This is a genomic window from Streptomyces sp. NRRL S-1022, from assembly GCF_000720135.1.
In the GTDB taxonomy this organism is placed as follows: domain Bacteria; phylum Actinomycetota; class Actinomycetes; order Streptomycetales; family Streptomycetaceae; genus Streptomyces.
Window position 1 is genome coordinate 79,342 of record NZ_JOIU01000013.1, and the last position, 24,890, is coordinate 104,231.

At 72.0% G+C, this 24,890-nt stretch carries 19 protein-coding genes and 2 tRNA genes; 6 read left to right on the forward strand and 15 right to left on the reverse strand.

What is annotated here, in order from left to right; genetic code table 11:
* Positions 1-195: 195 nt before the first annotated feature.
* Both IG05_RS0119785 and IG05_RS0119790 read right to left on the reverse strand, forming a co-directional pair.
* A complete protein-coding gene (locus IG05_RS0119785; protein WP_030344323.1) occupies positions 196-1,083 on the reverse strand; it encodes a rhomboid family intramembrane serine protease in 888 nt (295 codons plus the stop codon).
* 103 nt (positions 1,084-1,186) lie between these two features.
* Entirely contained in the window at positions 1,187-1,717 is a 531-nt protein-coding gene (locus IG05_RS0119790; protein ID WP_030344325.1) for a peptidylprolyl isomerase, read from the reverse strand.
* 268 nt (positions 1,718-1,985) lie between these two features.
* Here IG05_RS0119790 and IG05_RS0119795 point away from each other — a divergent pair, with 268 nt between their 5' ends.
* The gene (locus IG05_RS0119795; RefSeq protein ID WP_030344327.1) at positions 1,986-2,687 is read left to right on the forward strand and encodes a DUF5324 family protein; all 702 of its coding nucleotides are present in this window, start codon (positions 1,986-1,988) and stop codon (positions 2,685-2,687) included.
* A gap of 75 nt (positions 2,688-2,762) precedes the next feature.
* Here the strand turns inward: IG05_RS0119795 and IG05_RS0119800 are convergent.
* Positions 2,763-2,835, reverse strand: a tRNA-Ala gene (locus IG05_RS0119800).
* 182 nt (positions 2,836-3,017) lie between these two features.
* Between IG05_RS0119800 and IG05_RS0119805 the strand changes: the two genes are divergently transcribed.
* Both IG05_RS0119805 and IG05_RS0119810 read left to right on the forward strand, forming a co-directional pair.
* A complete protein-coding gene (locus IG05_RS0119805) occupies positions 3,018-3,566 on the forward strand; it encodes a helix-turn-helix domain-containing protein (protein ID WP_030344328.1) in 549 nt (182 codons plus the stop codon).
* A 146-nt stretch (positions 3,567-3,712) separates the two neighbouring features.
* Entirely contained in the window at positions 3,713-5,293 is a 1,581-nt protein-coding gene (locus IG05_RS0119810) for a serine/threonine-protein kinase (RefSeq protein ID WP_030344330.1), read from the forward strand.
* Here the strand turns inward: IG05_RS0119810 and IG05_RS0119815 are convergent.
* Together IG05_RS0119815 and IG05_RS49390 are read right to left on the reverse strand one after the other, a co-directional pair.
* Positions 5,257-6,615: a hypothetical protein gene (locus IG05_RS0119815; RefSeq protein WP_037814290.1), complete on the reverse strand. Its 1,359-nt coding sequence runs from the start codon at positions 6,613-6,615 to the stop codon at positions 5,257-5,259. The two genes, IG05_RS0119810 and IG05_RS0119815, sit on opposite strands and share 37 nt — an antisense overlap.
* A gap of 273 nt (positions 6,616-6,888) precedes the next feature.
* On the reverse strand, positions 6,889-7,017 hold the full coding sequence (locus IG05_RS49390; protein ID WP_003999697.1) for a DLW-39 family protein: 129 nt from the start codon (positions 7,015-7,017) through the stop codon (positions 6,889-6,891).
* A gap of 349 nt (positions 7,018-7,366) precedes the next feature.
* On the opposite strand from IG05_RS49390, the gene IG05_RS0119825 reads away from it, so the two are divergent.
* Together IG05_RS0119825 and IG05_RS0119830 are read left to right on the forward strand one after the other, a co-directional pair.
* Positions 7,367-7,708 carry a DUF6344 domain-containing protein gene (locus IG05_RS0119825; RefSeq protein ID WP_030344333.1) on the forward strand — a complete coding sequence of 114 codons (342 nt, stop codon included), beginning with the start codon at positions 7,367-7,369 and terminating at the stop codon, positions 7,706-7,708.
* Between the two features lie 173 nt (positions 7,709-7,881).
* Positions 7,882-8,658, forward strand: coding sequence for a glycosyltransferase family 2 protein (locus IG05_RS0119830; protein ID WP_420707609.1), 777 nt, complete (start codon positions 7,882-7,884; stop codon positions 8,656-8,658).
* Here the strand turns inward: IG05_RS0119830 and IG05_RS0119835 are convergent.
* On the reverse strand, positions 8,648-8,866 hold the full coding sequence (locus IG05_RS0119835; protein WP_030344337.1) for a ferredoxin: 219 nt from the start codon (positions 8,864-8,866) through the stop codon (positions 8,648-8,650). The genes IG05_RS0119830 and IG05_RS0119835 overlap by 11 nt on opposite strands.
* Positions 8,867-8,941: 75 nt before the next feature.
* Complete coding sequence (locus IG05_RS0119840; RefSeq protein ID WP_030344339.1) at positions 8,942-9,418, reverse strand: hypothetical protein; 477 nt, start codon at positions 9,416-9,418, stop codon at positions 8,942-8,944.
* Between the two features lie 488 nt (positions 9,419-9,906).
* Here IG05_RS0119840 and IG05_RS0119845 point away from each other — a divergent pair, with 488 nt between their 5' ends.
* Positions 9,907-13,950 carry a WD40 repeat domain-containing protein gene (locus IG05_RS0119845; protein WP_030344341.1) on the forward strand — a complete coding sequence of 1,348 codons (4,044 nt, stop codon included), beginning with the start codon at positions 9,907-9,909 and terminating at the stop codon, positions 13,948-13,950.
* Between the two features lie 326 nt (positions 13,951-14,276).
* On the opposite strand, the gene IG05_RS0119850 is transcribed toward IG05_RS0119845, so the two are convergent.
* The 8 genes from IG05_RS0119850 to dnaN all read right to left on the reverse strand — a co-directional run bounded on the left by IG05_RS0119850 (position 14,277) and on the right by dnaN (position 24,203).
* Positions 14,277-14,353 (reverse strand) — tRNA-Ile (locus IG05_RS0119850).
* 111 nt (positions 14,354-14,464) lie between these two features.
* Positions 14,465-15,202, reverse strand: a complete 738-nt coding sequence (locus IG05_RS0119855) for a DUF3566 domain-containing protein (RefSeq protein ID WP_030344343.1) — start codon at positions 15,200-15,202, stop codon at positions 14,465-14,467.
* A gap of 18 nt (positions 15,203-15,220) precedes the next feature.
* Positions 15,221-17,815, reverse strand: a complete 2,595-nt coding sequence (gyrA, locus tag IG05_RS0119860) for a DNA gyrase subunit A (RefSeq protein ID WP_030344344.1) — start codon at positions 17,813-17,815, stop codon at positions 15,221-15,223.
* 42 nt (positions 17,816-17,857) lie between these two features.
* The gene (gene gyrB, locus IG05_RS0119865) at positions 17,858-19,927 is read right to left on the reverse strand and encodes a DNA topoisomerase (ATP-hydrolyzing) subunit B (protein ID WP_030344346.1); all 2,070 of its coding nucleotides are present in this window, start codon (positions 19,925-19,927) and stop codon (positions 17,858-17,860) included.
* A gap of 384 nt (positions 19,928-20,311) precedes the next feature.
* Positions 20,312-20,842, reverse strand: coding sequence for a DUF721 domain-containing protein (locus tag IG05_RS0119870; protein ID WP_030344348.1), 531 nt, complete (start codon positions 20,840-20,842; stop codon positions 20,312-20,314).
* On the reverse strand, positions 20,839-21,960 hold the full coding sequence (gene recF, locus IG05_RS0119875) for a DNA replication/repair protein RecF (protein WP_030344350.1): 1,122 nt from the start codon (positions 21,958-21,960) through the stop codon (positions 20,839-20,841). Before recF ends, IG05_RS0119870 begins: the two co-directional genes overlap by 4 nt.
* A 46-nt stretch (positions 21,961-22,006) precedes the next feature.
* On the reverse strand, positions 22,007-22,882 hold the full coding sequence (gene gnd / locus IG05_RS0119880; RefSeq protein ID WP_030344355.1) for a phosphogluconate dehydrogenase (NAD(+)-dependent, decarboxylating): 876 nt from the start codon (positions 22,880-22,882) through the stop codon (positions 22,007-22,009).
* Between the two features lie 190 nt (positions 22,883-23,072).
* Positions 23,073-24,203: a DNA polymerase III subunit beta gene (dnaN, locus tag IG05_RS0119885; RefSeq protein ID WP_030344357.1), complete on the reverse strand. Its 1,131-nt coding sequence runs from the start codon at positions 24,201-24,203 to the stop codon at positions 23,073-23,075.
* Positions 24,204-24,890: the final 687 nt, after the last annotated feature.

Consider the following 24,890-nt stretch of genomic DNA (forward strand, 5'->3'; position numbering starts at 1 on the left):
GATAACCCATGGGGTGTTGACGCCGGTGTGACTGGCCAAGCGCCCGTCAGACATCCGTTCGCCCCCTGCCTGACCTGCGGAAAAACATCCGAGCGGCAGGGGGCACAGCTGTGTCCGCACCGTATGCACAAGATCGGCCACAGCCTGTGGACAACGGTTCGGTAGCAGGGTGTTCCCCCGCTTCTGGTGAACCGGTCAGGTGAGCTGCGCGGTTCTGACCAGCACCAGCGCCAGCGACAGCAGCAGGACGACGGCACAGGTGCCGTACTGCACCAGCGACCGCCTCTCGCGCGGGGCGTGCACCATCGCGTACCCGGTGATCACACCGGCGACGAGCCCGCCGATGTGCGCCTCCCAGGAGATGTTCATGGACGGGTTGAAGGTGAAGATCAGGTTGATCACCAGCAGGGCGATGACCGGCCGCATGTCGTAGTTGAGCCGGCGCATCAGCACCGCGGTGGCGCCGAACAGGCCGAAGATCGCGCCCGAGGCACCCAGCGAGGCGGTGGTCGGGGAGGCGAACAGGTAGGTCAGCGCGCCGCCGGCCAGCCCGGAGACGAAGTACACCGCCAGGTAGCGGGCCCGGCCGAGGGCCGCCTCCAGGGGGCCGCCGACCCACCACAGGCTCAGCATGTTGAAGCCGATGTGCCAGTACTGCTCGTGCGCGAACATCGACGTCACGAAGCGGTACCACTCGCCGCCGGCGACACCCGAGGTCGGCGCGAACGGCTTGGGCGGCCAGGCGCCGTAGAGCACCACGTCGTCCAGGAGCGAGCGGTCGGCCTGGATGGCGATGAACACCGCCAGGTTGATCCCGATGAGGATCTTGGTGAGCAGCCGGGGGTCGGCCGTGACCGCACCGCCGGCGAGCGTACGCGGCCGGGACACCTGCGGCGCGTGCCCCGTACCGGAGCCGTCGCGGACGCAGTCCGGGCACTGGAAGCCGACCGAGGCGCTGACCATGCACTCGGGGCAGATGGGGCGCTCACAACGGGTGCAGCGCACGCCGGTCTCGCGGTCCGGGTGCCGGTAGCACACGGGCACGCTGCGGGCCTCCTGCGCGCTCCCTGCGGCCTGGTCCATCAGTTCCCCTCGGTCGTCGTGCCCGTACCTGCTCGTACGGTGCCTACGGCACTATCCTGCACCGTTCATCCTTACGGACGAGCGGTGCGTTTGGTTCCCTTCCTCAGTCCCCGCGCACCTCGACGACCACCGTCTCGATGACGACGTCCACGAGCGGCCGGTCGTTGCGCCCGGTCGGCACGTTCGCGATGGCGTCGACCACCTTCCGGCCGGCCGGGCCGGTCACCTCGCCGAAGATCGTCCGCTTGCCGTCGAGCCAGGTGCTCGGCGTGACGGTGATGAAGAACTGGGATCCGTTGGTGCCCGGGCCGGCGTTGGCCATGGCCAGCAGGTACGGGACGCCGAAGGCCAGGTCGGGATGGCATTCGTCCTCGAACCCGTAGCCGGGGCCGCCCAGGCCGTTGCCCAGCGGGTCACCGCCCTGGATCATGAATCCGCTGATGACGGAGTGGAACACCGTGCCGTCGTAGAGCGGTCTTCTGCTCTTCTCGCCGGTGCCGGGATGGGTCCACTCCCGCTCCCCGCGGGCCAGCTCGACGAAGTTCCTCACCGTGACGGGAGCGTGCAGCGCGAAGAGCCGCACCTCGATGTCGCCGAGGGTGGTCTTCAGGGTGGCATACAGCTGCTCGGCCACGGTCCGCCTTTCGTTGTCGTCCGCCGCCTTCGATCCTTCCACGCTCCCGCCCGCCCGTCGCCGGGCGGCCGCGACTTCCGCGGGGCGCGCGGCGCGGCGCGGCGATTCGTGGCAGTGTCGTGGGGGACGCCTGTTGCCCCGGATCAGGCCGGAGCAAGCGATCGGCACCCATATGCCCGCCCGCGCATGCCGCACCCGCGCCCGGCAGGCATGATCCGTAAAAGGGCGGAAAGTCGAAATACCGTACGCCACCGAGGAGGAGGAACCCGTGACCCGCATCGACAGCGTGCGCGCCGCGACCGGCTCGGCGAAGGACAGCGTGCTGCACGCCGCGGAAGTGGTGGCGCCCTACGCCGACACGGCCAAGGAGCGTGCCGCGCACTACGCGCAGGAGGCACGCGTACGGCTGGCACCCGTGGTGTCGCAGGCCGCCGAACAGGCCCGCGTGCAGTACGACGCCCGGCTCGCCCCACGCCTGGAGCAGGCCCGCGCCCATGTGCCGCCGAAGGTGGACGTGGCCGCGCACGAGGCCGCCGTCCGTACCCGCAAGGCCGCCCGGCAGGCCGCCGACTACTCACGTCCCAAGCTGGAGCAGGCCGTCGCCGCGACGGCCCCGGTACGCGACGAGGCCGCCGCGCGCGGCGCCGCCGCGCTGGCCGCGCTGCGCGGCCAGGTATCGGCGCAGGAGATCCAGAAGCTGGCCCGGCGCAATGCCCGCCGCTCCCGTACCGGCCGTGCCGTGAAGCTGGCGGCGGTGCTGACCGTCGTGGCGGGCGGCGCCTTCGCGGCCTGGAAGTGGTGGGACAAGCAGGCCAACCCGGACTGGCTGGTCGAACCGCCCGCGGCGACGGAGGTCCCCGACGAGGACCGCCTCACCTCGGTCGACGGCACCGGCCCGGCGGGCCTGGATGCCGAGGTCGAGGCCAAGCAGGCCGAGGAGGACGCGGCCGACCGCGACGACGAGGTGTGAGCACCCAGAACTGACGATTTATCGGCAAATGCCCTCCGGCACTGCGTTTTCGCAGGCCGGAGGGCATTTTTCGAGTGGAGCCTAGGGGAGTCGAACCCCTGACATCCGCCATGCAAAGACGGCGCTCTACCAACTGAGCTAAGGCCCCGGAAAGGAGCGCCCGGCCGGAGGAATCGCGTTCCGGCGGGTGCCGCAGACCAGAGTACCGGGTCACCCCCCGTATCCCGCAAAAAGATTGGGGGTCCCCGCGGATGACCACTCTCCGTAAGATGCTCGGCGTGGTTCGCTACAGCGAACCGCGGTTTTCAGGGGAAGCGATGGGGAGACGCAATGGACGCCGCACAGCAGGAAGCCACCGCGAGAGCGCGGGAGCTGCAGCGGAACTGGTACGGGGAGCCGTTGGGGGCGCTCTTCCGTAAGCTCATCGACGATCTCGGGCTGAACCAGGCCCGGCTCGCGGCGGTCCTGGGCCTGTCCGCTCCGATGCTCTCGCAGCTGATGAGCGGCCAGCGCGCGAAGATCGGCAATCCCGCGGTGGTCCAGCGGGTGCAGCTGCTCCAGGAGCTGGCGTCCCAGGTCGCCGACGGCAGTGTCAGCGCCGCCGAGGCGACCGAGCGCATGGACGAGATCAAGAAGTCGCAGGGGGGTTCGGTGCTCAGCAACACCACGCACACCACGAACAGTTCGGGTGCGCCCACGGTCAAGCGCGTGGTCCGCGAGATCCAGTCGCTGCTCCGCTCGGTGGCCGCCGCCGGCGACATCATCGACGCCGCGGACGCCCTCGCCCCGAGCCACCCCGAACTCGCCGAGTTCCTCCGCGTCTACGGCGCCGGCCGCACCTCCGACGCCGTCGCGCACTACCAGTCGCACCAGAACTGACCGCCGGGCCGGCGCACCGGAGGGGGTCCGGCGCGCCGGCCGCACCGCGAGGGGGCGGGGGCTCCCGTCGTGGGTAGGGACCCGGGGGAAGCAAGGGGAGCACGGGGCGCGGGTTACGTCGGGCCAGGGGAGGAGCGGCGGCTGCCATGGGTGAGGTGTTCGCCGGCCGGTACGAGCTGGCCGACCCGATCGGCCGGGGCGGGGTGGGCGCCGTATGGCGTGCCTGGGACCACCGCCGTCGGCGGTACGTGGCCGCGAAGGTCCTCCAGCAGCGCGATGCCCACTCCCTGCTGCGCTTCGTGCGGGAGCAGGCGCTGCGCATCGACCATCCGCACGTGCTCGCGCCGGCCAGCTGGGCCGCCGACGACGACAAGGTGCTGTTCACCATGGACCTGGTCGCCGGCGGGTCGCTGGTCCACCTGGTCGGCGACTACGGCCCGCTCCCGCCGGTGTTCGTGTGCACCCTGCTCGACCAGTTGCTGTCCGGGCTCGCCGCCGTGCACGCGGAGGACGTCGTCCACCGGGACATCAAGCCCGCCAACGTGCTCCTGGAGGCCACCGGTACGGGCCGGCCGCGGCTCCGGCTGTCCGACTTCGGCATCGCCATGCGGCTCGGTGAGCCCCGGCTGACGGAGACCAACCTCGTGGTGGGCACCCCCGGTTACCTCGCACCCGAGCAGATGCTGGGCGCCGAACCCGACTTCCCGGCCGACCTGTTCGCCGTCGGCCTGGTCGCCCTGTACCTCCTGGAGGGCGCCAAGCCGGACACGAAGGCGCTGGTGCAGTACTTCCTGGAACACGGCACGCCCGGCCCGCCCAAGGGCATCCCGGAGCCGCTCTGGCAGGTCGTCGCCTCGCTGCTCCAGCCGGACCCCGAGGACCGTTTCCGCACCGCCACGGGGGCGCGCAAGGCGCTCGCGGCCGCCGCGGAACTCCTGCCGGAGCCGGGCCCGGACGACGAAATCATCGAGATCTTCGACCAACTCGGCCCGCTCCCCGCCGGGTTCGGACCGGACGGCCCGCTCCGGCAGGCCTCCGGTGTGGCGCCGGAGCTGCTCCCGGGCGGGACGGCGGAGCCGGCCACCGGCGAGTTCCCCGAAGCGCCGCCGGACAGCGGCCCGTTCGCGGGTCCGGGCAGCGGTCCGTTCGCGGGTCCGGGTGGGGGCACGGATCCGGGTGGGGGCACCGGTCTCGGTGGGGGCGTGGATTCCGGTACGGGCAAGGGTCCCGGCACCGGCAGGGGTCCCGGTACCGGCATGGATTCCGGCACCGGCATGGATTCCGGTACGGGCAGGGGTCCCGGCACCGGCGCGGATTCCGGTAGGCCTCTGGGCCCCGGGCCCGGCACGGGAACCGGTACCGGTGCCGGCACGGATCCCCGTACGCCCGCCTCCACCGGCTCCGTCTCGGACACCGGCAGTTTCCGCCTGCCGCCGCCCCAGCTGTTCCGGTACCCCGGTCCTGACCCCGCCCCGCCCGTGCCCCCGGTGCCGGGCCCCCGTGCCGACACCACCACGGCGGCGTACACCGCCCGCGACCCGCTGGTTTCCCCTCCGCCGTCGCCCTCTCCGCCGTCGTCCCCGGCGCCGCCCGTCCGGCGCGCACGGGGCCGTCGCGGGCGGCGCGCGGCCCGCCGTCCCGGGCCCCCGGCCAGGGCCGCGATCCCGATCCTGCTGCTGGCGCTGGCCTGCTACGCGGTGGGTTTCTGGGCGCTGGCCCGGGTGTGAGCCCGCCGGGCCGCCACCGTCCACCCTGCGAGCACGAGCAGCAGTACGGTTCCCGCGCCGATCCCGCCGACGGCGACCAGCCGCATCGCCCGGTGCCCGGTCCCGTCCCCGGTGCCCGCGGTCGGCACGGCCGCCCGGTCCTGCTCGGTGAGCGTGAAGACGTCCTCGGGCGCGGGCCGGCCCGCGTACCCGGGCCCGGCGTGCGCACGGCCGCCCACCCGCACCCGCAGGGTGACGGCGAACGGCCCCTGCCCGAACGTGCCGGCCAGCTGTGCGCTGAGGTGGACGGCGAGGTAGTAGTCGCCGGCGAAGCGCGCGCCGGTCACCGCGGCGGGCACGGCGTAGCGGTTGGCGTACTCGACCGGCGGGAGCGGGACGAGGGCGGCGGACTTCGGGACGCCGGTGTAGCCGAGGGAGGCGTCGTCGACGTAGCCGCGCACGGGGTTGTAGAGGGAGAGGTCCAGCGCGCCGCCGACATAGCCGTGGCCGGGGGCGCCGGCCAGGTCGGCGGAGGCGTGCAGCTGCCGTCCCCAGTCCAGCGGCACCTTGTAGAAGCGGGTCTCGCCGGGTGCCAGGGTGGTCCGCCAGACGCCCTGGCCGAGCGGGCGTGCGGTGGTGAAGCCGGTGCCGCCGGGGCGCTCGCGGGCGGTGCCGGGGAGGGGCTGCGGTGTGGCGGAGTCCCAGGTCTGCGGCGCGGTGGTGGGGGCGGCCCGGGTGAGGCCGGGTTCCGTGGCAGGCGCGATCTCCAGGTCCCACCGGCCGGTCCGGGCCGCGGTCCCGGAGCCCTCGGCGTCGAGCCGTTCGACGAGCACGTAGTAGGTTCCGCCGCCCTGGCACAGCGCCTTGCCGGTGTCTCGCTGGGCCAGGGCGGTGACCGGGCGGGGGCTGAGCGTGGCGCCGAAGCGGGCGGAGGCGTAGGAGCAGGGTGTGCCCTTGGCGTCCCGGAGCGAGACGCGGATGCCGTCGGTGGCGGAGACGGTGGTGTCCGCGGGCGGTACGGCGGTGACGGGGACGTACGCCGCCTCGGCGGCGGTCAGGCGGAGGCGGTAGTACAGCCGGCCGTTGCGCGGCAGGGAGCTGCGGTAGGTGCGGCCGGGGTCCAGCAGGGCGGCGTCCGCGGTGGCCCGCTGGGCGCCGGTGACGGCACGGGCGCCGGGCGCGAACGCGTAGGGCTGCGGTGCCGCCGGCTCGGCGTCGGCGGCGGCCGGGGCGGCGGCCGGCAGGGCGAGGGCGGCGCACAGGGCCGGCAGCAGGATCAGGGCGCGCCGGGCGGCCGCGGCCCGCCGTCTCGTCCGTGCCGCCGTACCGCCTCGCGCCCGCACGCGCCACCACCCCCAGTCGTCGCACGGCCGCACCCGGACCGCAGGCCCCATCCTGCCCCGGCCGCCGCTGCGCCATCCGGGCAACGCCCGCGCCCGTCCGAATCGCGTCCGCCCCTCCCGGCGCTCCGTGAGCCCGCTAGCCCACCCGCCGGGCGCCCGCAACCCGGGGACGCCGGGGCCACCGGGGCCACCGGGGCCACCGGGACCACCGGGGACAACGCAAAACCCCGACCGCGCAGGCGGCCGGGGTCGGTTCAGATCGGGTATCGGGACTCACGAACCCGTGGGCACGGAGTCAGTCGCCTCCGTCCACAGGTCCTGCTCGGCGCGATCCGCCTGGATCTGGCGGTACACGAGGAGCCCGCCGATGGCGGCCAGTGCGACCAGGAGCAGCTTCTTCACCGCGCGACCTCGTCTTTCCTTGACGTAGGGGACCTCTGGCGCCCGACTATACACACCGGCCGATATCGATCGGTGACCTGCGCCGGGGGCCAACTCCCGCCCCCGCACGCGCAATAGGCCTGGTCGGGGGCGGTTCTGCCCGGAGGGTGACGGCGCACCCACGGACGGTTACTTTGCTCCCTCTTCGTTCACCCTCAGCGCGTTCTGGGGGGTTTTCCTCCCTCTTGCGGCCATCCGAGTGGTGTTCATCGGAACATCGCGGCGCCACGGGCGTCGGTCCACCACCTCGCGGCGCTCATACACATCATGAGGAAAGTACGCAAATCGCCCAACCCGAAAGTGAGGGGCCATGACCAACAACAAGGTCATGAAGCTGTGGACCGCCATCGTCACCGCCTTCCTCGCGCTGTGCACGGCGCTCGGACTCGTCACCGCCGCCTCCGCGACCGCCGCCGCGGCCGGACCCCGGACCGAGAGCCCCCGCACCGGCACCGCGCAGCACACGAACCCGACGATTCCGGCGACACACCACTGGGTCTGGTCACACGCCAGGGCCCTGCCCCCCACGATGAAGCAGCGGATCCGGGCCGAGGCCCACGGCAAGACCCCCGGTTGCCGGCACCGCCCGCTCACCGACACCCAGGCGGAGACCACGTCCCAGGACTTCCCCGCGGAGTCCCTCGACTGCTGATCCTCCCCCGCCGCAGTACCGCAACGTCTCGACCGCACGGCGACTTGCGTACGCACCAGTCGACACGGAAAGACCCCCGGCCGGATCCGGCCGGGGGTCTCGCGCGTTCCGGCCCACCGGTACGACATGCTCGGAGAACCTCGTAGACCACCGACGTACGACCCGGAAAGGTGGTGAGCGCTGCCGTGAACCGGCGCGTCACCGTAGTCACCGCTGTCCACGGCCCGTCCGCCCGGTTCCTGCCGGACGCGTACGCGTCCCTGTGCGCGCAGCGGCTGCCCACGGGCTGGGAGTGGGACTGGGTCGTGCAGCAGGACGGCACGACCGGGGAGGTCCGCCCGCACGTCCCGGACGACGCCCGGGTGTCCTTCCGCCAGGGCCGGCCGGGCGGCCCCGGGGTCGCCCGGACCATCGCGCTGGCGCGCGTCGAGGGCGCCTACGTCAAGGTGCTGGACGCCGACGACCAGCTCACCCCGGGCGCGCTGGCCCGGGACGTGGCCGTGCTGGAGGCCGACCCGACCGTCGGCTGGACGACGTCCCGCGTCCTGGACCTGCTGCCCGACGGTTCCACGGCCGGCTTCCCCGGTGATCCCGACGACGGCCCGATCGAGCGCGGCACCGTCCTCGACCGGTGGAAGCGGAACGACTTCCGCGCCCCGGTCCACCCGGCGAGCCTGTGCGTCCGCAGGGAGCTGCTCATCGCCCTGGGCGGCTGGATGGCGCTGCCCGCCTCGGAGGACACCGGTCTGCTGCTGGCGCTGGACGCGGTGAGCCGCGGCTGGTTCACCGCCGAGGCCGGACTGCTGTACCGCAAGTGGGAGGGCCAGGTCACGGGCCGGCCCGCGCACACCGACCCGGCCGAACGCGCGGCCCGCACGGCGGTCGCCGAGGCCCGGGCCAGGGCGCTGGCCGCCCTCGGCTGGTCCTGTCCGCCGGCCCCTACCCGCTGACCGGCTCCTGCCCGGCGAGGAGGACCGCCTGCGAGGGGCACTTCTCGGCCGCCTCGCGGACCGCCTCCCGCACCCGCGGGTCCCCGGCCGCCTCCGCGGCGCCGGGCCGTACGACGCCGTACCCGTCCTCGAACGCGAACACGGCCGGCGCCCGGTAGGCGCACTCGGCGGAGCCGTAGCACCGGGAGCGGTCGACGGAGACCTTCATGCGTCCTCCACGCGTGGGCGGCTGTCCTCAGGACGTCACTGCCCGGCCGCACCCCCGTCGAACCGGACCGCCGGGTTACCGCGGGCCGCCCGCGGCCGAGAGCCAGTGGGCGACCCGGCGGACCGTCGGCTCGTCGAGCCGCTCGGCGAGCACACGGACCGCCTCGCCGTCCTCCGGGCCCAGGTCGTACAGGCCCGCCTTGCTCAGCCCGGCCATGAGCACCTGGTGGCGGCGGTCCGTCATCCGCTCGGCCAGCCGGGACGGTTCCGGGGAGCCGGTCGCGGACCGCTCCGGCGCGGGGGCGGGGGGCGGCGGGCCGGACGGGGCGTCGTAGCGGCGCCAGCCGCCGTCCCCGGGCCCCCAGAGCGCGACGGCCGCCTCGGCCCCGCGCGCCCGCACGGTCCGGGTCATGTCGCCGACGGCGTACAGCACCGGCTCCCGGTACGGGGACTCGGCGCCCACCGTCCAGGTGCCGCGGGCCGGCTCGTGGAACATCGCGACCCAGCGGGGTTCTCCGGACGGCCGCGGGCACCGGGGACGCTGCTTGTCCATGGGAGACCTCACCCCTTCGGGAAGGAAAGGACCGGCGGGGCGACCGTAACTGACAGACCGTCAGATGACCAGGGGTGTACGGGGTCGTTCCCGCCACGTCCGGCACCGGTCCCTCCCCTCGTGGGGACCGGTGCCGGACGGTGCCGGGCCGTCGACCCGCGCCATGTCGGCGGTGCGGCACGGGTCGAGGTACAGGGGGCGGCCGGACGCTGTCCGGGGCGCACGCGGGCTCACCCGCCGGGCGCGGCAGGAATTGAGCGATTTCGGCTGAGAACGTTCGGCACCATGGGCTGTCTCTCCGAGCACCGGGCCGGTGGCCTGTCCGGACGGTGTGTGACGGGTCCGCTACCGGGTTCGGATCCTGCCATCTGAGGCCCCGCATAAGGAGGTTCCGGTCTCCGGTCCGCCCCTCCGCCGCAGGTCAGCCGTATAAGGTGAGTTTTCCGGTCCGGACGTCCGACACGCGGGGGAAAGTGAGGGGTGGGACCTTGAGTTCCGACTCAGGGGCACGCACAGCCTTCGCCGAGCGCCTGGCGCTGCTGTACAAGGAGGCCGGAAACCCTCCCCTCAAGAGCGTCGCCGAGGCGGTCGTACGGCTGCAGCGGGTCGACGAGCGCGGCCGGCCCGTACGGGTGTCGGCGCAGCGGATCAGCGACTGGCGCCGGGCCCGGAACGTGCCGGCGCAGTTCGCCGCCCTCGCCGCGGTGCTGCAGATCCTGATCCCGGAGGCGCGGCGCCTGCGGCCCGCCCCGGTCTCCACCGGCCTGTACGACCTCGCCCACTGGCAGCGGCTGTGGGAGCTGGCCCTGACCGGTCCCACCGGCGAGCGGCCCGCCCCGCCCGCGGAACGGAACCGGCGGCCACCGGCCCAGGCCCCGCCGGTCTCCGGCGGCGTCTGCCCGTACCGCGGTCTCGCCCCCTACCGGCGCGAGGACGCCCGGTGGTTCTTCGGCCGCGAACGCAGCACGAACGCCCTGGTCGACCAGCTCCGCGCGGCCGAGCGGTCGGGCGGCCTGGTGATGCTGGTCGGCGCCTCCGGAGCGGGCAAGTCCTCCCTGCTGAACGCCGGCCTGGTCCCCGCGGTCCGCAACGGCGCCCCGGACGGCCCGGCGGCGGACGCGGCCGACCTGCCCCGGCGGGTCCTCCAGCTCGTCCCCGGTGCCGATCCGCTCGGAGAACTGGTCCGCCGCATCCCGGAGCTGGCCGGGATCGCCGCCGTCGCCCGCCGGGCCGAGCGGAAGGCCTCGGAGAACCCCGCGCTGCCCGGCAGCGGCGCCCCGCACCTCGCCCGGGCCGTGCGCGAGGCGGTCGCGGTCTGGGCGGCCCACGACGGGGGCCCGGACGCCCGGCCGGTCGTCATCGTGGACCAGTTCGAGGAGGCGTTCACCCTCTGCGCCGACGAGGCGGACCGCCGTACGTTCATCCAGTTCCTGCACACCGCCTGCACCCCGCCCGCCGGCTCCGCCGGTCCCGCCCCCGTCCAGGTCGTCCTCGGCATCCGCGCCGACTTCTACGAGCAGTGCCTCCGCTATCCGGAACTCGCCGACGCGCTGCAGCACCGGCACATGGTGCTCGGCCCGCTGACCGGCACCGAACTGCGCGAGGCGGTGACCGGTCCGGCCAAGGCGGTGGGTCTGGAGCTGGAACCGGGGCTCGCCGAGCTGATCGTGCGCGAGGTCAGCGCCGACGGCCCGCGCGGCGCGCACGACGCGGGCGTGCTCCCGCTGCTGTCGCACGCGCTGCTGGCCACCTGGCAGCGCCGCAAGGCCGGGAAGCTGACGCTGGCCGGCTACCGCGCGGCGGGCGGCATCCAGGGCGCGGTCGCCGCGACCGCCGAGCGCGCCTGGTCCGGTCTGGACCCGGCGGCCCGTACCGCCGCCCGGCTGCTGCTGCTGCGACTCGTCCGGCTGGGCGAGGACACCCAGGCCACCCGGCGGCGCGGCACCCGGCGGCAGCTGGCGCAGGAGTCCGCGGACCCCGGCAAGACGGAGGAGTCGCTGGAGGCCCTGGTGCAGGCCCGGCTGGTCACCCTGGACGCCGACACCGTGGAGATCACCCACGAGGCGCTGCTGCACGCCTGGCCCCGGCTGCGGCACTGGATCGACGAGGGCCGCGGCGACCATCTGCTGCGCCAGCGGCTGGAGGAGGACGGCCGGGCCTGGGAGGACTCGGGCCGCGACAGCTCCCTGCTGTACCGGGGTTCCCGGCTGGAACAGGCCCGCAGCTGGGCCCGGTCGGCCGGGGACACCTTCCTGACCCGCAGCGCGGTGGAGTTCCTGGCCGCCTCGGTACGGCTGCGCAAGCGCTCGGTGTGGCTGAGCCGGGCCGCGGTGGCGGCACTGGTGGTGCTGGCCCTGCTCGCCGGCGGTTCCGCGGTGATCGCCTCCAAGCAGCGCGACGACGCCGTGTTCGCGCAGGTGCTCGCCGAGGCCGACCGGGTGCAGCACACCGATCCGTCGCTGGCCGCCCAGCTCGACCTGGTCGCGCACCAGCTGCGCCCCGGCGACGAGGGCACCTACAGCCGCCTGATCTCCATCGTGAACGCACCGCTGGCCACCTCGCTGTCCGGCCACACCGGTGCCGTCTACCTCACCTCGTTCAGCCCCGACGGCCGCACCCTGGCCACGGCCGGCTACGACCGCACTGTCCGGCTGTGGAACGTCACCGACCCCCACCGCCCGGCCCCGCTCGGCAAGCCGCTCACCGGCCACGCCAGCTGGGTGAGCAGCGCCGTCTTCAGCCCGGACGGCCGCACCCTGGCCACCGCGGGCGACGACGGCACCGTCCGGCTGTGGGACGTCACCGACCCCGCCCGCCCCGCACCGCTCGGCACACCGCTCACCGGTCACACCGGCACCATCTACCTGGTCGCCTTCAGCCCGGACGGCCGAACCCTGGCCACGGCCGGCGAGGACCGCACCGTCCGGCTGTGGGACGTCACCGACCGGCACCGGCCGGCCCCGCTGGCCACGCTGCGCGGGCACTCCGCCGCGGTGCGCTCCGTGGCGTTCGCCCCGGACGGGCGGACGCTCGCGACCGGCGGCGACGACGACACGGTCCGGCTGTGGGACGTCACCGCGCCACGCCGGCCGGCGGTGGTGCGGATCCTGCGCGGGCACACCGACCTGGTGCACTCGGTGACCTTCAGCCCCGACGGGCACACCCTCGCCAGCGGCAGCGCGGACGACACCATCCGGCTGTGGGACGTCACCCGCCCCGCCCGCGCGGCGGCGATCGGCGCGCCGCTGACCGGCCACACCGGCCCGATCTGGTCCGTGGCGTTCAGCCCCGACGGCGGCCGGCTGGCCGCCGCGAGCGCCGACAGCACGGCGAGCCTGTGGAACGTCAGCGATCCGGCCTCCCCGTCCCAGATCGGCGAGCCGCTCGCGGGCAGCAGCGGCGAGATGTACGCGCTCGGTTTCAGCCGGGACGGCCGCACCCTCGCCACCGGCAGCGGCGACGGCAAGGTGCGCCTGTGGTCGGTGCCTGCCTCGGACATGCTCGGCCGCAGCGGGGCGTTCCGCCCGGACGGGCGGGTTCTGGCCACCGCCGCCCGGGACGGCCGGCTCCGGCTGTGGAACGTGTCCCGGCCCGGCCGGCCCGTGCCGCTCGGCAAGCCGTTCATGCACGCCGACGGCGACCAGCGCTCCCTGGTGTTCTCCCCCGACGGCCGCACCCTCGCCGTCCTCACCGGTGTCCGCGCGGTCCACCTGTGGAACGTCACCGACCCCGCCCACCCCGTCTCCGCCGGCCCGCCGCTGCCCCTGCGCACCCGCTTCATGGGCCCCGACGCGCTGGCCTACAGCCCCGACGGCCGCACCCTGGCCACCGCCTACGACGACCGCACCATCCAGCTGTGGAACGTCACCGACCCCGCGCACGCCGTCCCGCTCGGCAAGCCGCTCACCGGCCACCGGGGCTACGTCAACGCCCTCGCCTTCAGCCCGGACGGCCGCACGCTCGCCAGCGGCAGCGCGGACGGCACGATCCGGCTGTGGAAGGTGACCGACCCCGGGCACGCGGTCCCGCTCGGCACGCCGCTCCCGGAACACTCCGGGCCGGTCAACGCGCTCGCCTTCAGCCCGGACGGGCACACGCTGGCCAGCGGCAGCGACGACGACACGGTCCGCCTGTGGGACGTCACCGCCCCCGCCTCCGCGAGCGCGCTGGGCGACCCGCTCACCGGCCACACCGAGGCGGTCACGTCCGTGACGTTCAGCGCCGACGGCCGCACCCTGGCCAGCGGCGGCAACGACAACACGGTGCGCCTGTGGAACGTCACCGAGCCGGACTCGGCGACCGGGATCGGCCAGTCGATGAGCCCCAACGCCAAGACCGGCGCCTTCCTCTCCTTCAGCCCGAACAGCCACGTCCTCGGCGTCTCCAGCGGCAGCGACACCGTCCGTCTGTGGAGCCTGGACGCCGACGCGGCCATCCGGCACATCTGCTCGGTCACCCGGGGCGTCCTCACCCCGCACCGGTGGCACGAGTACCTCTCCCGCCTCTCCTACGACCCCCCGTGCGGTCGATGATCGGCCAACATCCCTGATTCGCCCCGGACTTGGCCCCACGGAACCGACAACCTTGTTACCCTTGGCCATAGCCCGGTCGCTGGTGCATCCCCCGTCGCCAGCGGCCGGGTTCTCCGTCTGCGGGTCACCTCGGCCTCCCTGTCGGTGCCGCATGGCACTGTGCCGCCATGACGACAACGACAGAGCTCACCCTCTTCGCCGACCACTTCCGGATACACGTGAGCCCCCCGATCCCCGCCGAAGTCATCAAGCGCTGGACGCCACCCGGCAACGAGCCCGGCGCATGCCGAAGACCCCCGGTCCTGTTGGACCGGGGGTCTTCGTGCTGGTGGGGCTAACAGGATTTGAACCTGTGGCCTCATCCTTATCAGGGATGCGCTCTAACCAACTGAGCTATAGCCCCGCCGCGCTCTGCGGTGTATGTCCCGCGCGCTGACTCCTGAAGATTAGCGCACGACCGCGTCAGTCCCAAAATCGGTTGTCGGGGACCGTCAGAACGCCGCTGGTCCGGCGGTCACTCGTCCTCCGCGAGGGTCAGCTCGATACCGCCGACGAAGCCCGCGGAGAGGTTGTAGATGAACGCGCCGAGGGTCGCGAGGGCCGTGGCCAGGACGACGTCGATGACCGCGATGATCGTCGTGAACGTCAGCACGTGGGGGAGGGACAGGAACGCCTGGAGGTCGAAGCCGTTCGCCTCGTTCGAACCGGTCGCCTCCGAGATCGTGCCGCCCACCGTGGAGAACACGCCCATCGCGTCCATGACCATCCACAGCACCGCCGAGGCGACGATCGTGCAGATACCGAACGCGATGGAGAGCAGGAAGCTGACCTTCATCACCGACCACGGGTCGGCCTTGGCCACCCGCAGCCGCGCCTTGCGGGTCCGCGGCGCCGTCCGCACCCCCGTACGCGGCTTGCGCATCGCACCCGCGGGGGCCTGCGCCGGATAGGCCTGCGGCGGGTGGTAGGGCCCGTCGGGCTGCTCCGAGCGCCGCTCGCCGGGCAGCGGCGACGCCGGCCGCGCCTCACCGGCCGCGCCCGCACCTCGGGTGTCCGTCACAGTTCCCCCCTGGGACTCCTGCTGGGATTCCTGCGTGCCGGAGGACTCCGTCACGGAAGCCTTCACCGGCTTCAGGTTGGTCGTGTGCGGATCGCTCGCACTCCCCGCACGCGCGGCGGAGCCACGGCCGCCGCCGTCCGTTTCCGTACCCGTGGAGGTACCGGCCGATCCGGCGCCCGTGGCTCCGCTCACGATGACTCACTCCTCGTGCTACTCGGCCGAGGGTGCCTCACCCTCGTCCGTGCCGGTGGTCGCGGGACCCTCGGCGGTCTCGTCCACGGCCACGTCGCCGTCGACTTCCTCCGCCTCGCGCCCGGCCTCGGCGTTACGTGCGATACCGACGACGGCATCGCGCTTGCCCAGGTTGATCAGTTGGACACCCATGGTGTCACGGCCCGTCTCCCTGACCCCGCTGACTCGCGTACGAATCACACCGCCGGAGAGGGTGATGGCGAGGATCTCGTCGTTCTCCTCGACAATCAGCGCGCCGACGAGCGAACCACGGTCCTCCACGATCTTGGCGGCCTTGATGCCGAGGCCGCCGCGACCCTGGACGCGGTACTCGTCGACGGCGGTCCGCTTCGCGTACCCACCGTCGGTGGCAGTGAACACGAACGTACCGGGTCGCACCACATTCATCGAGAGGAGCTCGTCGCCCTCCCGGAAACTCATCCCCTTGACACCGGAGGTGGCACGGCCCATCGGACGCAGGGAGTCGTCCGAGGCGGTGAACCGGATCGACTGCGCCTTCCTGCTGATCAGCAGCAGGTCGTCGTCGGCCGAGACCAGCTCGGCGCCGATCAGCTCGTCGTCCGAACCGTCCTCGCGCTCCCGCAGGTTGATCGCGATGACGCCACCGGAGCGGGGCGAATCGTAATCCTTCAGTGGCGTCTTCTTGACCAGACCGGACTTGGTGGCCAGCACCAGGTACGGCGCCGCCTCGTAGTCCCGGATGGCCAGGATCTCGGCGATCGCCTCGTCCGGCTGGAAGGCGAGCAGGTTCGCCACGTGCTGGCCGCGCGCGTCCCGGCCGGCCTCGGGCAGCTCGTACGCCTTCGCCCGGTACACCCGGCCCTTGTTCGTGAAGAACAGCAGCCAGTGGTGCGTGGTGGACACGAAGAAGTGGTCGACGATGTCGTCCTCCTTCAGCTTCGCGCCCCGCACGCCCTTGCCGCCGCGCTTCTGCGCCCGGTAGTCGTCCGTCTTCGTCCGCTTGACGTAACCGCCGCGCGTGACGGTGACGACGATGTCCTCCTCGGCGATCAGGTCCTCGATGGACATGTCACCCTCGTACGGGATCAGCTTGGTCTGGCGGTCGTCGCCGTACTTCTCAACGATCGCGGCCAGCTCCTCGCTGACGATCCCGCGCTGGCGGACCGGCGAGGCGAGGATCTGGTTGTACTGGTTGATCTTCGCCTGGAGTTCGTCGTGCTCCTGGACGATCTTCTGCCGCTCCAGGGCCGCCAGCCGGCGCAGCTGCATCTCCAGGATCGCGTTGGCCTGGATCTCGTCGATCTCCAGCAGCTCCATCAGGCCCGTACGCGCGACGTCGACGGTGTCACTGCGCCGGATCAGCGCGATGACCTCGTCGATCGCGTCCAGCGCCTTCAGCAGACCGCGCAGGATGTGCGCCCGCTCCTCGGCCTTGCGCAGCCGGAACCGGGTCCGGCGGACGATGACCTCGATCTGGTGCGTCACCCAGTGCCGGATGAACGCGTCCAGCGACAGCGTGCGCGGTACGCCGTCGACCAGCGCCAGCATGTTGGCGCCGAAGTTCGTCTGCAGGTCGGTGTGCTTGTACAGGTTGTTCAGCACGACCTTGGCGACGGCGTCCCGCTTGAGGACGATCACCAGGCGCTGACCGGTACGGGACGACGTCTCGTCACGGACGTCCGCGATGCCGCCGATCTTGCCGTCCTTCACCAGGTCGGCGATCTTCTGCGCGAGGTTGTCCGGGTTCACCTGGTACGGCAGCTCGGTGACCACCAGGCACTGGCGGCCCTGGATCTCCTCGACCTCCACCACGGCCCGCATGGTGATGGAGCCGCGCCCGGTGCGGTACGCCTCCTCGATGCCCTTGCGGCCCACGACGAGCGCGCCGGTCGGGAAGTCGGGGCCCTTGATGCGCTCCATGAGCGCGTCCAGCAGCTCCTCGTGCGAGACGTCCGGGTTCTCCAGGTACCACTGGGCGCCGGCCGCGACCTCGCGCAGGTTGTGCGGCGGGATGTTGGTGGCCATGCCGACCGCGATACCGGCCGAGCCGTTGATCAGCAGGTTCGGGAAGCGGGCCGGCAGGACGGTCGGCTCCTGGGAGCGGCCGTCGTAGTTGTCCGTGAAGTCGACGGTCTCCTCGTCGATGTCCCGGACCATCTCCATCGACAGCGGCGCCATCTTGCACTCGGTGTAGCGCATCGCCGCCGCCGGGTCGTTGCCCGGGGAGCCGAAGTTGCCGTTGGAGTCCACCAGCGGCATCCGCATCGACCACGGCTGGGCGAGGCGCACCAGGGCGTCGTAGATGGAGGAGTCACCGTGCGGGTGGTAGTTGCCCATGACGTCGCCGACGACGCGGGCGCACTTGTAGAAACCGCGCTCGGGGCGGTAGCCGCCGTCGTACATCGCGTACAGCACGCGGCGGTGGACGGGCTTGAGACCGTCACGGACGTCCGGCAGCGCACGGGACACGATGACGGACATCGCGTAGTCCAGGTACGAGCGCTGCATCTCCGTCTCGAGCCCGACGGGCTCGACACGCATCACGATTTCGCCGCCCTCTTCCGGGGTGACGGGAGTGTTCTCGTCGGCCATTGCTGGTGAAGATCCTTCCTGGTGCGGTCAGCTGAGACCGACTCAGATGTCGAGGAAGCGGACGTCCTTGGCGTTGCGCTGGATGAACGCGCGGCGGGCCTCGACGTCCTCGCCCATGAGGACCGAGAACAGGTCGTCGGCCTGGGCGGCGTCGTCGAGGGTGACCTGGCCGAGGACCCGGTGCTCCTGGTCCATCGTGGTCACGCGCAGCTCCTCGGCGTTCATCTCGCCGAGGCCCTTGAAGCGCTGGATCGAGTCCTCGCGCACCCGCTTGCCGCGCTGCCGGCCCATCTCGATCAGAGCGTCACGCTCGCGGTCGGAGTAGGCGTACTCGACGTCGTCCCGGCCCCACTTGATCTTGTACAGCGGGGGACGGGACAGGTACACGTGCCCGGCCTCGACCAGGGGCCGCATGAAGCGGAACAGGAAGGTCAGCAGCAGCGTGCTGATGTGCTGGCCGTCGACGTCGGCGTCCGCCATCAGGATGATCTTGTGATAGCGGAGCTTCTCGATGTCGAAGTCCTCGTGCACACCCGTGCCGAAGGCCGAGATCAGCGCCTGGATCTCCTGGTTCTGCAGGATCTTGTCGATCCGGGCCTTCTCGACGTTCAGGATCTTGCCGCGGATCGGGAGGATCGCCTGGTACTGCGGGTTGCGGCCGGACTTGGCCGAGCCGCCGGCGGAGTCACCCTCGACGATGAAGATCTCGCACTTGGTGGGGTCGTTCGACTGGCAGTCGGACAGCTTGCCCGGCAGGGACGCCGACTCCAGCAGGCCCTTGCGCCGGGTCAGGTCGCGCGCCTTCCGCGCCGCCACGCGCGCGGTGGCCGCCTGGATGCCCTTGCGGATGATGTCCGCGGCCTCGACCGGGTTGCGGTCCAGCCAGTCGTTGAGGTGCTCGTAGACCGCCTTCTGCACGAAGGTCTTGGCCTCCGTGTTGCCCAGCTTGGTCTTCGTCTGGCCCTCGAACTGCGGCTCGCTCAGCTTGACCGAGATGATCGCGGTCAGACCCTCACGGATGTCGTCACCGGTGAGGTTGTCGTCCTTCTCGCGCAGCAGCTTCTTGTCGCGCGCGTACTTGTTGATCAGGCTCGTGAGGGCCGCGCGGAAGCCCTCCTCGTGCGTACCGCCCTCGTGCGTGTGGATGATGTTCGCGAAGGAGTACACGCCCTCGCTGTAGCCGCTGTTCCACTGCATGGCGACCTCGAGGGACAGGCTCTTGTCCCTGTCCTCGGCCTCCAGCGCCACGACGGTGGGGTGGACCGCCTCTCCCTTGCGGGAGTTGAGGTACTTCACGAAGTCGACGATGCCGCCCTCGTAGTGGTACGTGACGGTCTTGACCTCGGCCTTCTCGTCCGCGCCCGCCTCGTCCGCGCCGGCGACCGCCTTCGCCGACTCACGCTCGTCGGTGAGCTTGATCGTCAGGCCCTTGTTGAGGAACGCCATCTCCTGGAAGCGCCGGGACAGCGTCTCGAAGGAGTACTCGGTGGTCTCGAAGATCTCCGCGTCGGCCCAGAAGGTCACCGAGGTGCCGGTCTCGTCGGTCGCCTCGTGCTTGGCCAGCGGCGCCGTGGGGACGCCCATCTTGTAGTCCTGCGTCCAGCGGTGGCCGTCCGTCTTCACCTCGACGGAGACCTTGCTCGACAGGGCGTTCACGACGGACACACCGACACCGTGCAGACCGCCGGAGACGGCGTACCCGCCGCCGCCGAACTTGCCGCCCGCGTGCAGCACGGTCAGCACGACCTCGAGGGCCGGCTTGCCCTCGGAGGGCACGATGCCCACCGGGATGCCACGGCCGTTGTCGACGACGCGCACCCCGCCGTCGGCGAGGATCGTCACGTCGATGGTGTCCGCGTAACCGGCCAGCGCCTCGTCGACCGAGTTGTCGACGACCTCGTACACCAGGTGGTGCAGACCGCGCTCGCCCGTGGAGCCGATGTACATGCCGGGCCGCTTGCGGACCGCGTCCAGCCCTTCGAGCACGGTGATGGCGCTGGCGTCGTAGGACGCGGAGACCGCGGCCTCGGCGTTCACGCCGGCGTCGGTGGACGGGATGTTCTCGTTGGGGTTGCCGGAATCGGCCACGAAGCGCCCTTTCTGGCACAGCACGAGCCGGGCTCGTCGGCAGGTTGCCGGAGCGGCTGCGGCATGTTGCGTTGGTAAGCCTTGATCAGCGTTGCTCAGCTTTTCCCGGGCGGTCCCCACGTTGGGGCGGGATTGTCTTCCAGTCTACCGGTAGCACTGACATCGATGGGGGTTTGCGGGCACCTGAGCCCCCATGTGCCGCCCTCAACCGGTCTCGGCCGGGTCCCGATATACGGATGGGGGCTCCAAGCGGCTCACAGCGGCACTCAGAGCTTTGAGCCGTCAACCCTTGGCTACTCGGGGGTCAGATGGCGCTCCGCGGCCCGTCCGGGCGCCGTACGGCAGTGATCCACACCGCCGCGCGCGGGTACGCGGGACCGCCGGGACGGCGTTCCGACGTGAGGTAGATCACCCGTAGGTATCGCCGGGTCCGGTGCTCCCCGGAGCCCGCAGCGGGCCGTAGCGACGGGGCTGGCCGCCCGGATTGAGCACCTTGATGATCCGTACGCTGCCGTGCCCGAGGTCCTCGTTGATCCGCGCCACGAGCGTCGGCGCGAGCACCCGCAGCTGGGTCGCCCAGGCCGTCGAGTCGCACTGCACGGTCAGCACCCGCTCGTCCTCGTCGTACCGCTGCGGCACGCAGTGCTTGGCCAGGTCCTCGCCGACGATCTCCGGCCAGCGGCCCATCACCCCGCCGACCGCGGCCGGCGTCTCCCAGCCGCGCTCGGTGATCAGCCGGTTGATCGCCGAGCCCAGCGCCATCGGATCGCGCCCGTCGGCCCGCGCGCCGGAACGCAGACCGCCGCCCCGCCGCGCCTGCTTCTTCTGCCGCGCCGCGTCCCCGCGCGCGCGTGCCTGCTCCCTCGCGGCGCGCAACGCCACGCGCGCGAGGTCGACCCCGGAGGGCTCGGCGTCCTTCTTCGGTTCCCGTGCGCTCATACGCGTTCCACCGCCCCGTCCGCCACCGCGTACCGGGCACCGGCCAGCACGTGCGGTACGTCGTCGTCCACGGCAGCGGTGACCAGCACCTGCTCGCCGGGCGCGACCAGCTCCGCCAGCCGTTCCCGGCGGCGGGCGTCCAGCTCGGCGAAGACGTCGTCCAGGATCAGCACCGGCTCGTTGCCCTCGGCACGCAGCAGGTCGTAGGAGGCCAGCCGCAGGGCGAGGGCGTACGACCAGGACTCCCCGTGCGAGGCGTACCCCTTCGCGGGCAGCTGGCCCAGCTTGAGGACCAGATCGTCCCGGTGCGGGCCGACGAGGGTGACACCCCGCTCGATCTCCTGCTTGCGGACCTCGGTCAGCGCCGCCATGAGCTGGGCGTACAGCTCCTCGCGCGTGTGCGCCTCACCGGGAGCCGACGGCCTGTACTCCAGCCCGACCGGCCCGCCCCCGGGGGCCAGCTGCTCGTACGCCTTGTCGGCGAGCGGCTGCAGCGCGGCGACCAGATCCAACCGCTGGGCGAGCAGCTCGGCACCCGCGCGCGCGAGATGCTGGTCCCACACGTCGAGCGTGGACATGTCCATGGACCGCCCGCCGTGCCGGCGCGCCAGCGCGGCCGTCTTCAGCAGGGTGTTGCGCTGCTTGAGCACCCGCTCGTAGTCGGAGCGCACCCCCGCCATCCGCGGCGACCGCGCGGTGACCAGCTCGTCCAGGAACCGCCGCCGCTCGCCCGGATCGCCCTTGACGAGGGCGAGGTCCTCGGGCGCGAACAGCACGGTCCGTACGATCCCCAGCACGTCCCGCGGCTTGACCTGCGAGGACCGGTTGATGCGGGCCCGGTTGGCCCTGCCCGGGTTCAGCTCCAGCTCGACCAGCTGCTGCCGCTCGCCCTGCCGGACCTGCGCCCGCACGACCGCCCGCTCGGCGCCCATGCGCACCAGGGGCGCGTCCGAGGCGACCCGGTGGCTGCCGAGAGTCGCCAGATAGCCGACCGCCTCCACGAGGTTGGTCTTGCCCTGCCCGTTGGGGCCGACGAAGGCGGTGACGCCCGGGTCGAGCGGGACCTCGGCCCGGGCGTACGAGCGGAAGTCGGCCAGCGAAAGATGCGTGACGTGCATGGTCGTCCGCCGACCTCCCTGCTTGTCTCCGGCCTGCTGCCGCGGCCTACTTCTTCTCTACGGCGTGGCCGCCGAACTGGTTGCGCAGCGCGGCGATCATCTTCATCTGCGGCGAGTCCTCCTGCCGGGAGGCGAACCGCGCGAACAGCGACGCGGTGATCGCCGGCAGCGGCACCGCGTTGTCGATGGCGGCCTCCACGGTCCAGCGTCCCTCACCGGAGTCCTGTGCGTAACCGCGCAGGCCCTCCAGGTGCTCGTCCTCGTCGAGGGCGCTCACCGCGAGGTCCAGCAGCCAGGACCGGATGACCGTGCCCTCCTGCCAGGACCGGAACACCTCGCGGACGTCCGTGACGGAGTCGACCTTCTCCAGCAGCTCCCAGCCCTCGGCGTAGGCCTGCATCATGGCGTACTCGATGCCGTTGTGGACCATCTTCGCGAAGTGGCCGGCACCGACCTTGCCCGCGTGCACCGCACCGAAGTCGCCCTCCGGCTTCAGCGCGTCGAAGACCGGCTGCACCCTGGCGACGTGCTCGGCGTCGCCGCCGTACATCAGCGCGTACCCGTTCTCCAGGCCCCAGACGCCGCCGGAGACGCCGCAGTCGACGAAGCCTATGCCCTTGGCGGCCAGTTCCCCGGCGTGCCGCTCGTCGTCCGTCCAGCGGGAGTTCCCGCCGTCCACGACCACGTCACCGGGCTCCAGCAGCTCGCCGAGCCGGTCGATGGTCGACTGGGTGGCCTCACCGGCCGGGACCATCACCCAGACCACGCGCGGGCCGCTGAGCTTGCCCACAAGCTCTTCCAGGCTGTGGACATCCGCGACATCCGCGTTGCGGTCGTATCCGACGACGGTGTGGCCCGCGCGGCGGATCCGCTCGCGCATGTTGCCGCCCATCTTGCCGAGGCCGACGAGACCGAGCTCCATCAGTTGTGTTCCTTAGGTCGCTGTGTGGCGTGTGGGGCACCTTCGTGCCGAGCCGAGCCTAGACCGGGGCACTCCCGCACAGTTGTGGGCATACGCGCTCACCTGCGGAGATCCAGGGCACCCACACGCCTGGCCACGGTGCCGGGTACCCACGGGAGCCCCCGGCACCGTGCACAGCTGTGGACGACGGTCAGCCGCTGAGCCGCACCGGCATGATCAGGTACTTGTACGCGTCGTCGGCCTCGGCATCCAGCGCGGGCTTGCCGCTCAGCAGCGCCGGCTTGGTGGACGTGGTGAACGACAGCTGGGCCACCGGGGAGTCGATCGCGCTCAGACCGTCCAGCAGGAACGTCGGGTTGAAGGCGATCGAGATGTCGTCGCCCTCCAGCTGCGCGTCGACCCTTTCCACAGCCTGTGCGTCGTCGCTCGACCCGGCCTCCAGGATCAGCACACCCTGCTCGAAGCTCAGCCGCACCGGCGTGTTCCGCTCGGCCACCAGCGCCACACGCTTGACGGCCTCGACGAACGGCGCGGTCTCGATCACCGCGACGGAGTTGAACTCGGTCGGGAACAGCGTCCGGTACTTCGGCAGGTCGCCCTCGAGCAGCCGCGTGGTCGTACGGCGGCCCGCACCCTCGAAACCGATCAGGCCCTCACCGGCACCGGAGCCCGACAGCGCCAGCGTGACGCTGTCGCCCGCGCCCAGCGACTTCGCGGTGTCCAGGAGCGTCTTGGCGGGGACCAGGGCGACGGCGGAGGCGTCCGGGTTCTCCGGCTTCCACAGGAACTCGCGGACCGCGAAGCGGTAGCGGTCGGTGGAGGCCAGGGTGACCGTGTCGCCCTCGATCTCGATGCGCACACCGGTGAGCACCGGGAGGGTGTCGTCACGGCCGGCCGCGATGGCCACCTGGGAGACGGCGGCGGCGAAGACCTCGCCGGGGACGGTGCCGGTCGCGTTCGGCATCTGCGGCAGCGCCGGGTACTCCTCCACCGGCAGGGTGTGCAGGGTGAACCGGGACGATCCACAGACCACGGTCGCCCGTACACCGTCTGTGGAAATCTCCACCGGCCGGTTGGGGAGCGCGCGGGAGATGTCGGCGAGCAGGCGGCCGGAGACGAGGACCGTGCCCTCCTCCTCGACCTCCGCCTCGACGTTGACCCGGGCGGAGACCTCGTAGTCGAAGCCCGACAGGCTCAGCTGGCCGTCCTCGGCCTTCAGCAGCAGGCCGGCGAGGACAGGCGCCGGCGGACGGGCCGGGAGGCTGCGTGCCGCCCACGCCACTGCCTCCGCGAGTACGTCGCGTTCCACCCGGATCTTCACCGTAAGCCGCCTCCTGCTGTTGCTACTGAGTCCTCCGACTCGGTGTCACCGCCCACTGCGGCGGGAAGGACACCGGGGACCAGTCTGACGCACCCCACTGACAGTAGGTGCCGGTCGGGGTCAAGTCGGTCCGAGGGGCAGCCGGGCACGAGACGGCGAGTTGTGCACAGCCCCCGCTTCAAAGCGATTGCCGAGCTCTCTCTAGTTGGGAGTAGTAGTAGGGCCTGTGGATACCGTGGATAACCACGTTTGCCCAGCTCAGCACAGGTTTTTTATCCACCGGGCCTGTGGGTGGAGGCGGTGGACAACTGGGGTGGTCTGTGGAGAACGGAAAGTTCTGCACACACCGCCCACAGGTTGAGGGCAGTTCTCCCCAGCTGTGTCCCCAGGAATACCCACGTTACCCACACCCCAACCCGGCAGCTTCCTGTGACGCCTTTCACTCGACGCGGTGACGGGGTGCGCCGCGTTGCCGAACAGTGGACAGCGCTGTGGAGAAGCTGGGGATCACTGGGGACAACCGTCCTCAGCCTGTGGGCGGCCGGTGGACAACTCCGTGCACAGGCTGTGGATCCCGGAGTTGTCCACAGCCTGTGGAGATCGTTCGTCCACGATTCCACAGGCCTCTGAGCTGGGTGGAAGCCGAGGGACCAGCTTCCCTGTGGACACAGTTCGGGACAACTCCGC

Bases quoted from the DNA above. Each gene is read 5' to 3' on its own strand.
- IG05_RS0119840 (WP_030344339.1), bottom strand. From the start codon at position 9,418: ATGGACAAGCAGCGTCCCCGGTGCCCGCGGCCGTCCGGAGAACCCCGC.
- gyrA (WP_030344344.1), bottom strand. From the start codon at position 17,815: ATGGCCGACGAGAACACTCCCGTCACCCCGGAAGAGGGCGGCGAAATC.
- IG05_RS0119810 (WP_030344330.1), top strand. From the start codon at position 3,713: ATGGGTGAGGTGTTCGCCGGCCGGTACGAGCTGGCCGACCCGATCGGC.
- IG05_RS0119805 (WP_030344328.1), top strand. From the start codon at position 3,018: ATGGACGCCGCACAGCAGGAAGCCACCGCGAGAGCGCGGGAGCTGCAG.
- IG05_RS0119825 (WP_030344333.1), top strand. From the start codon at position 7,367: ATGACCAACAACAAGGTCATGAAGCTGTGGACCGCCATCGTCACCGCC.
- IG05_RS0119785 (WP_030344323.1), bottom strand. From the start codon at position 1,083: ATGGACCAGGCCGCAGGGAGCGCGCAGGAGGCCCGCAGCGTGCCCGTG.
- recF (WP_030344350.1), bottom strand. From the start codon at position 21,960: ATGCACGTCACGCATCTTTCGCTGGCCGACTTCCGCTCGTACGCCCGG.
- IG05_RS0119835 (WP_030344337.1), bottom strand. From the start codon at position 8,866: ATGAAGGTCTCCGTCGACCGCTCCCGGTGCTACGGCTCCGCCGAGTGC.
- IG05_RS0119870 (WP_030344348.1), bottom strand. From the start codon at position 20,842: ATGAGCGCACGGGAACCGAAGAAGGACGCCGAGCCCTCCGGGGTCGAC.
- gnd (WP_030344355.1), bottom strand. From the start codon at position 22,882: ATGGAGCTCGGTCTCGTCGGCCTCGGCAAGATGGGCGGCAACATGCGC.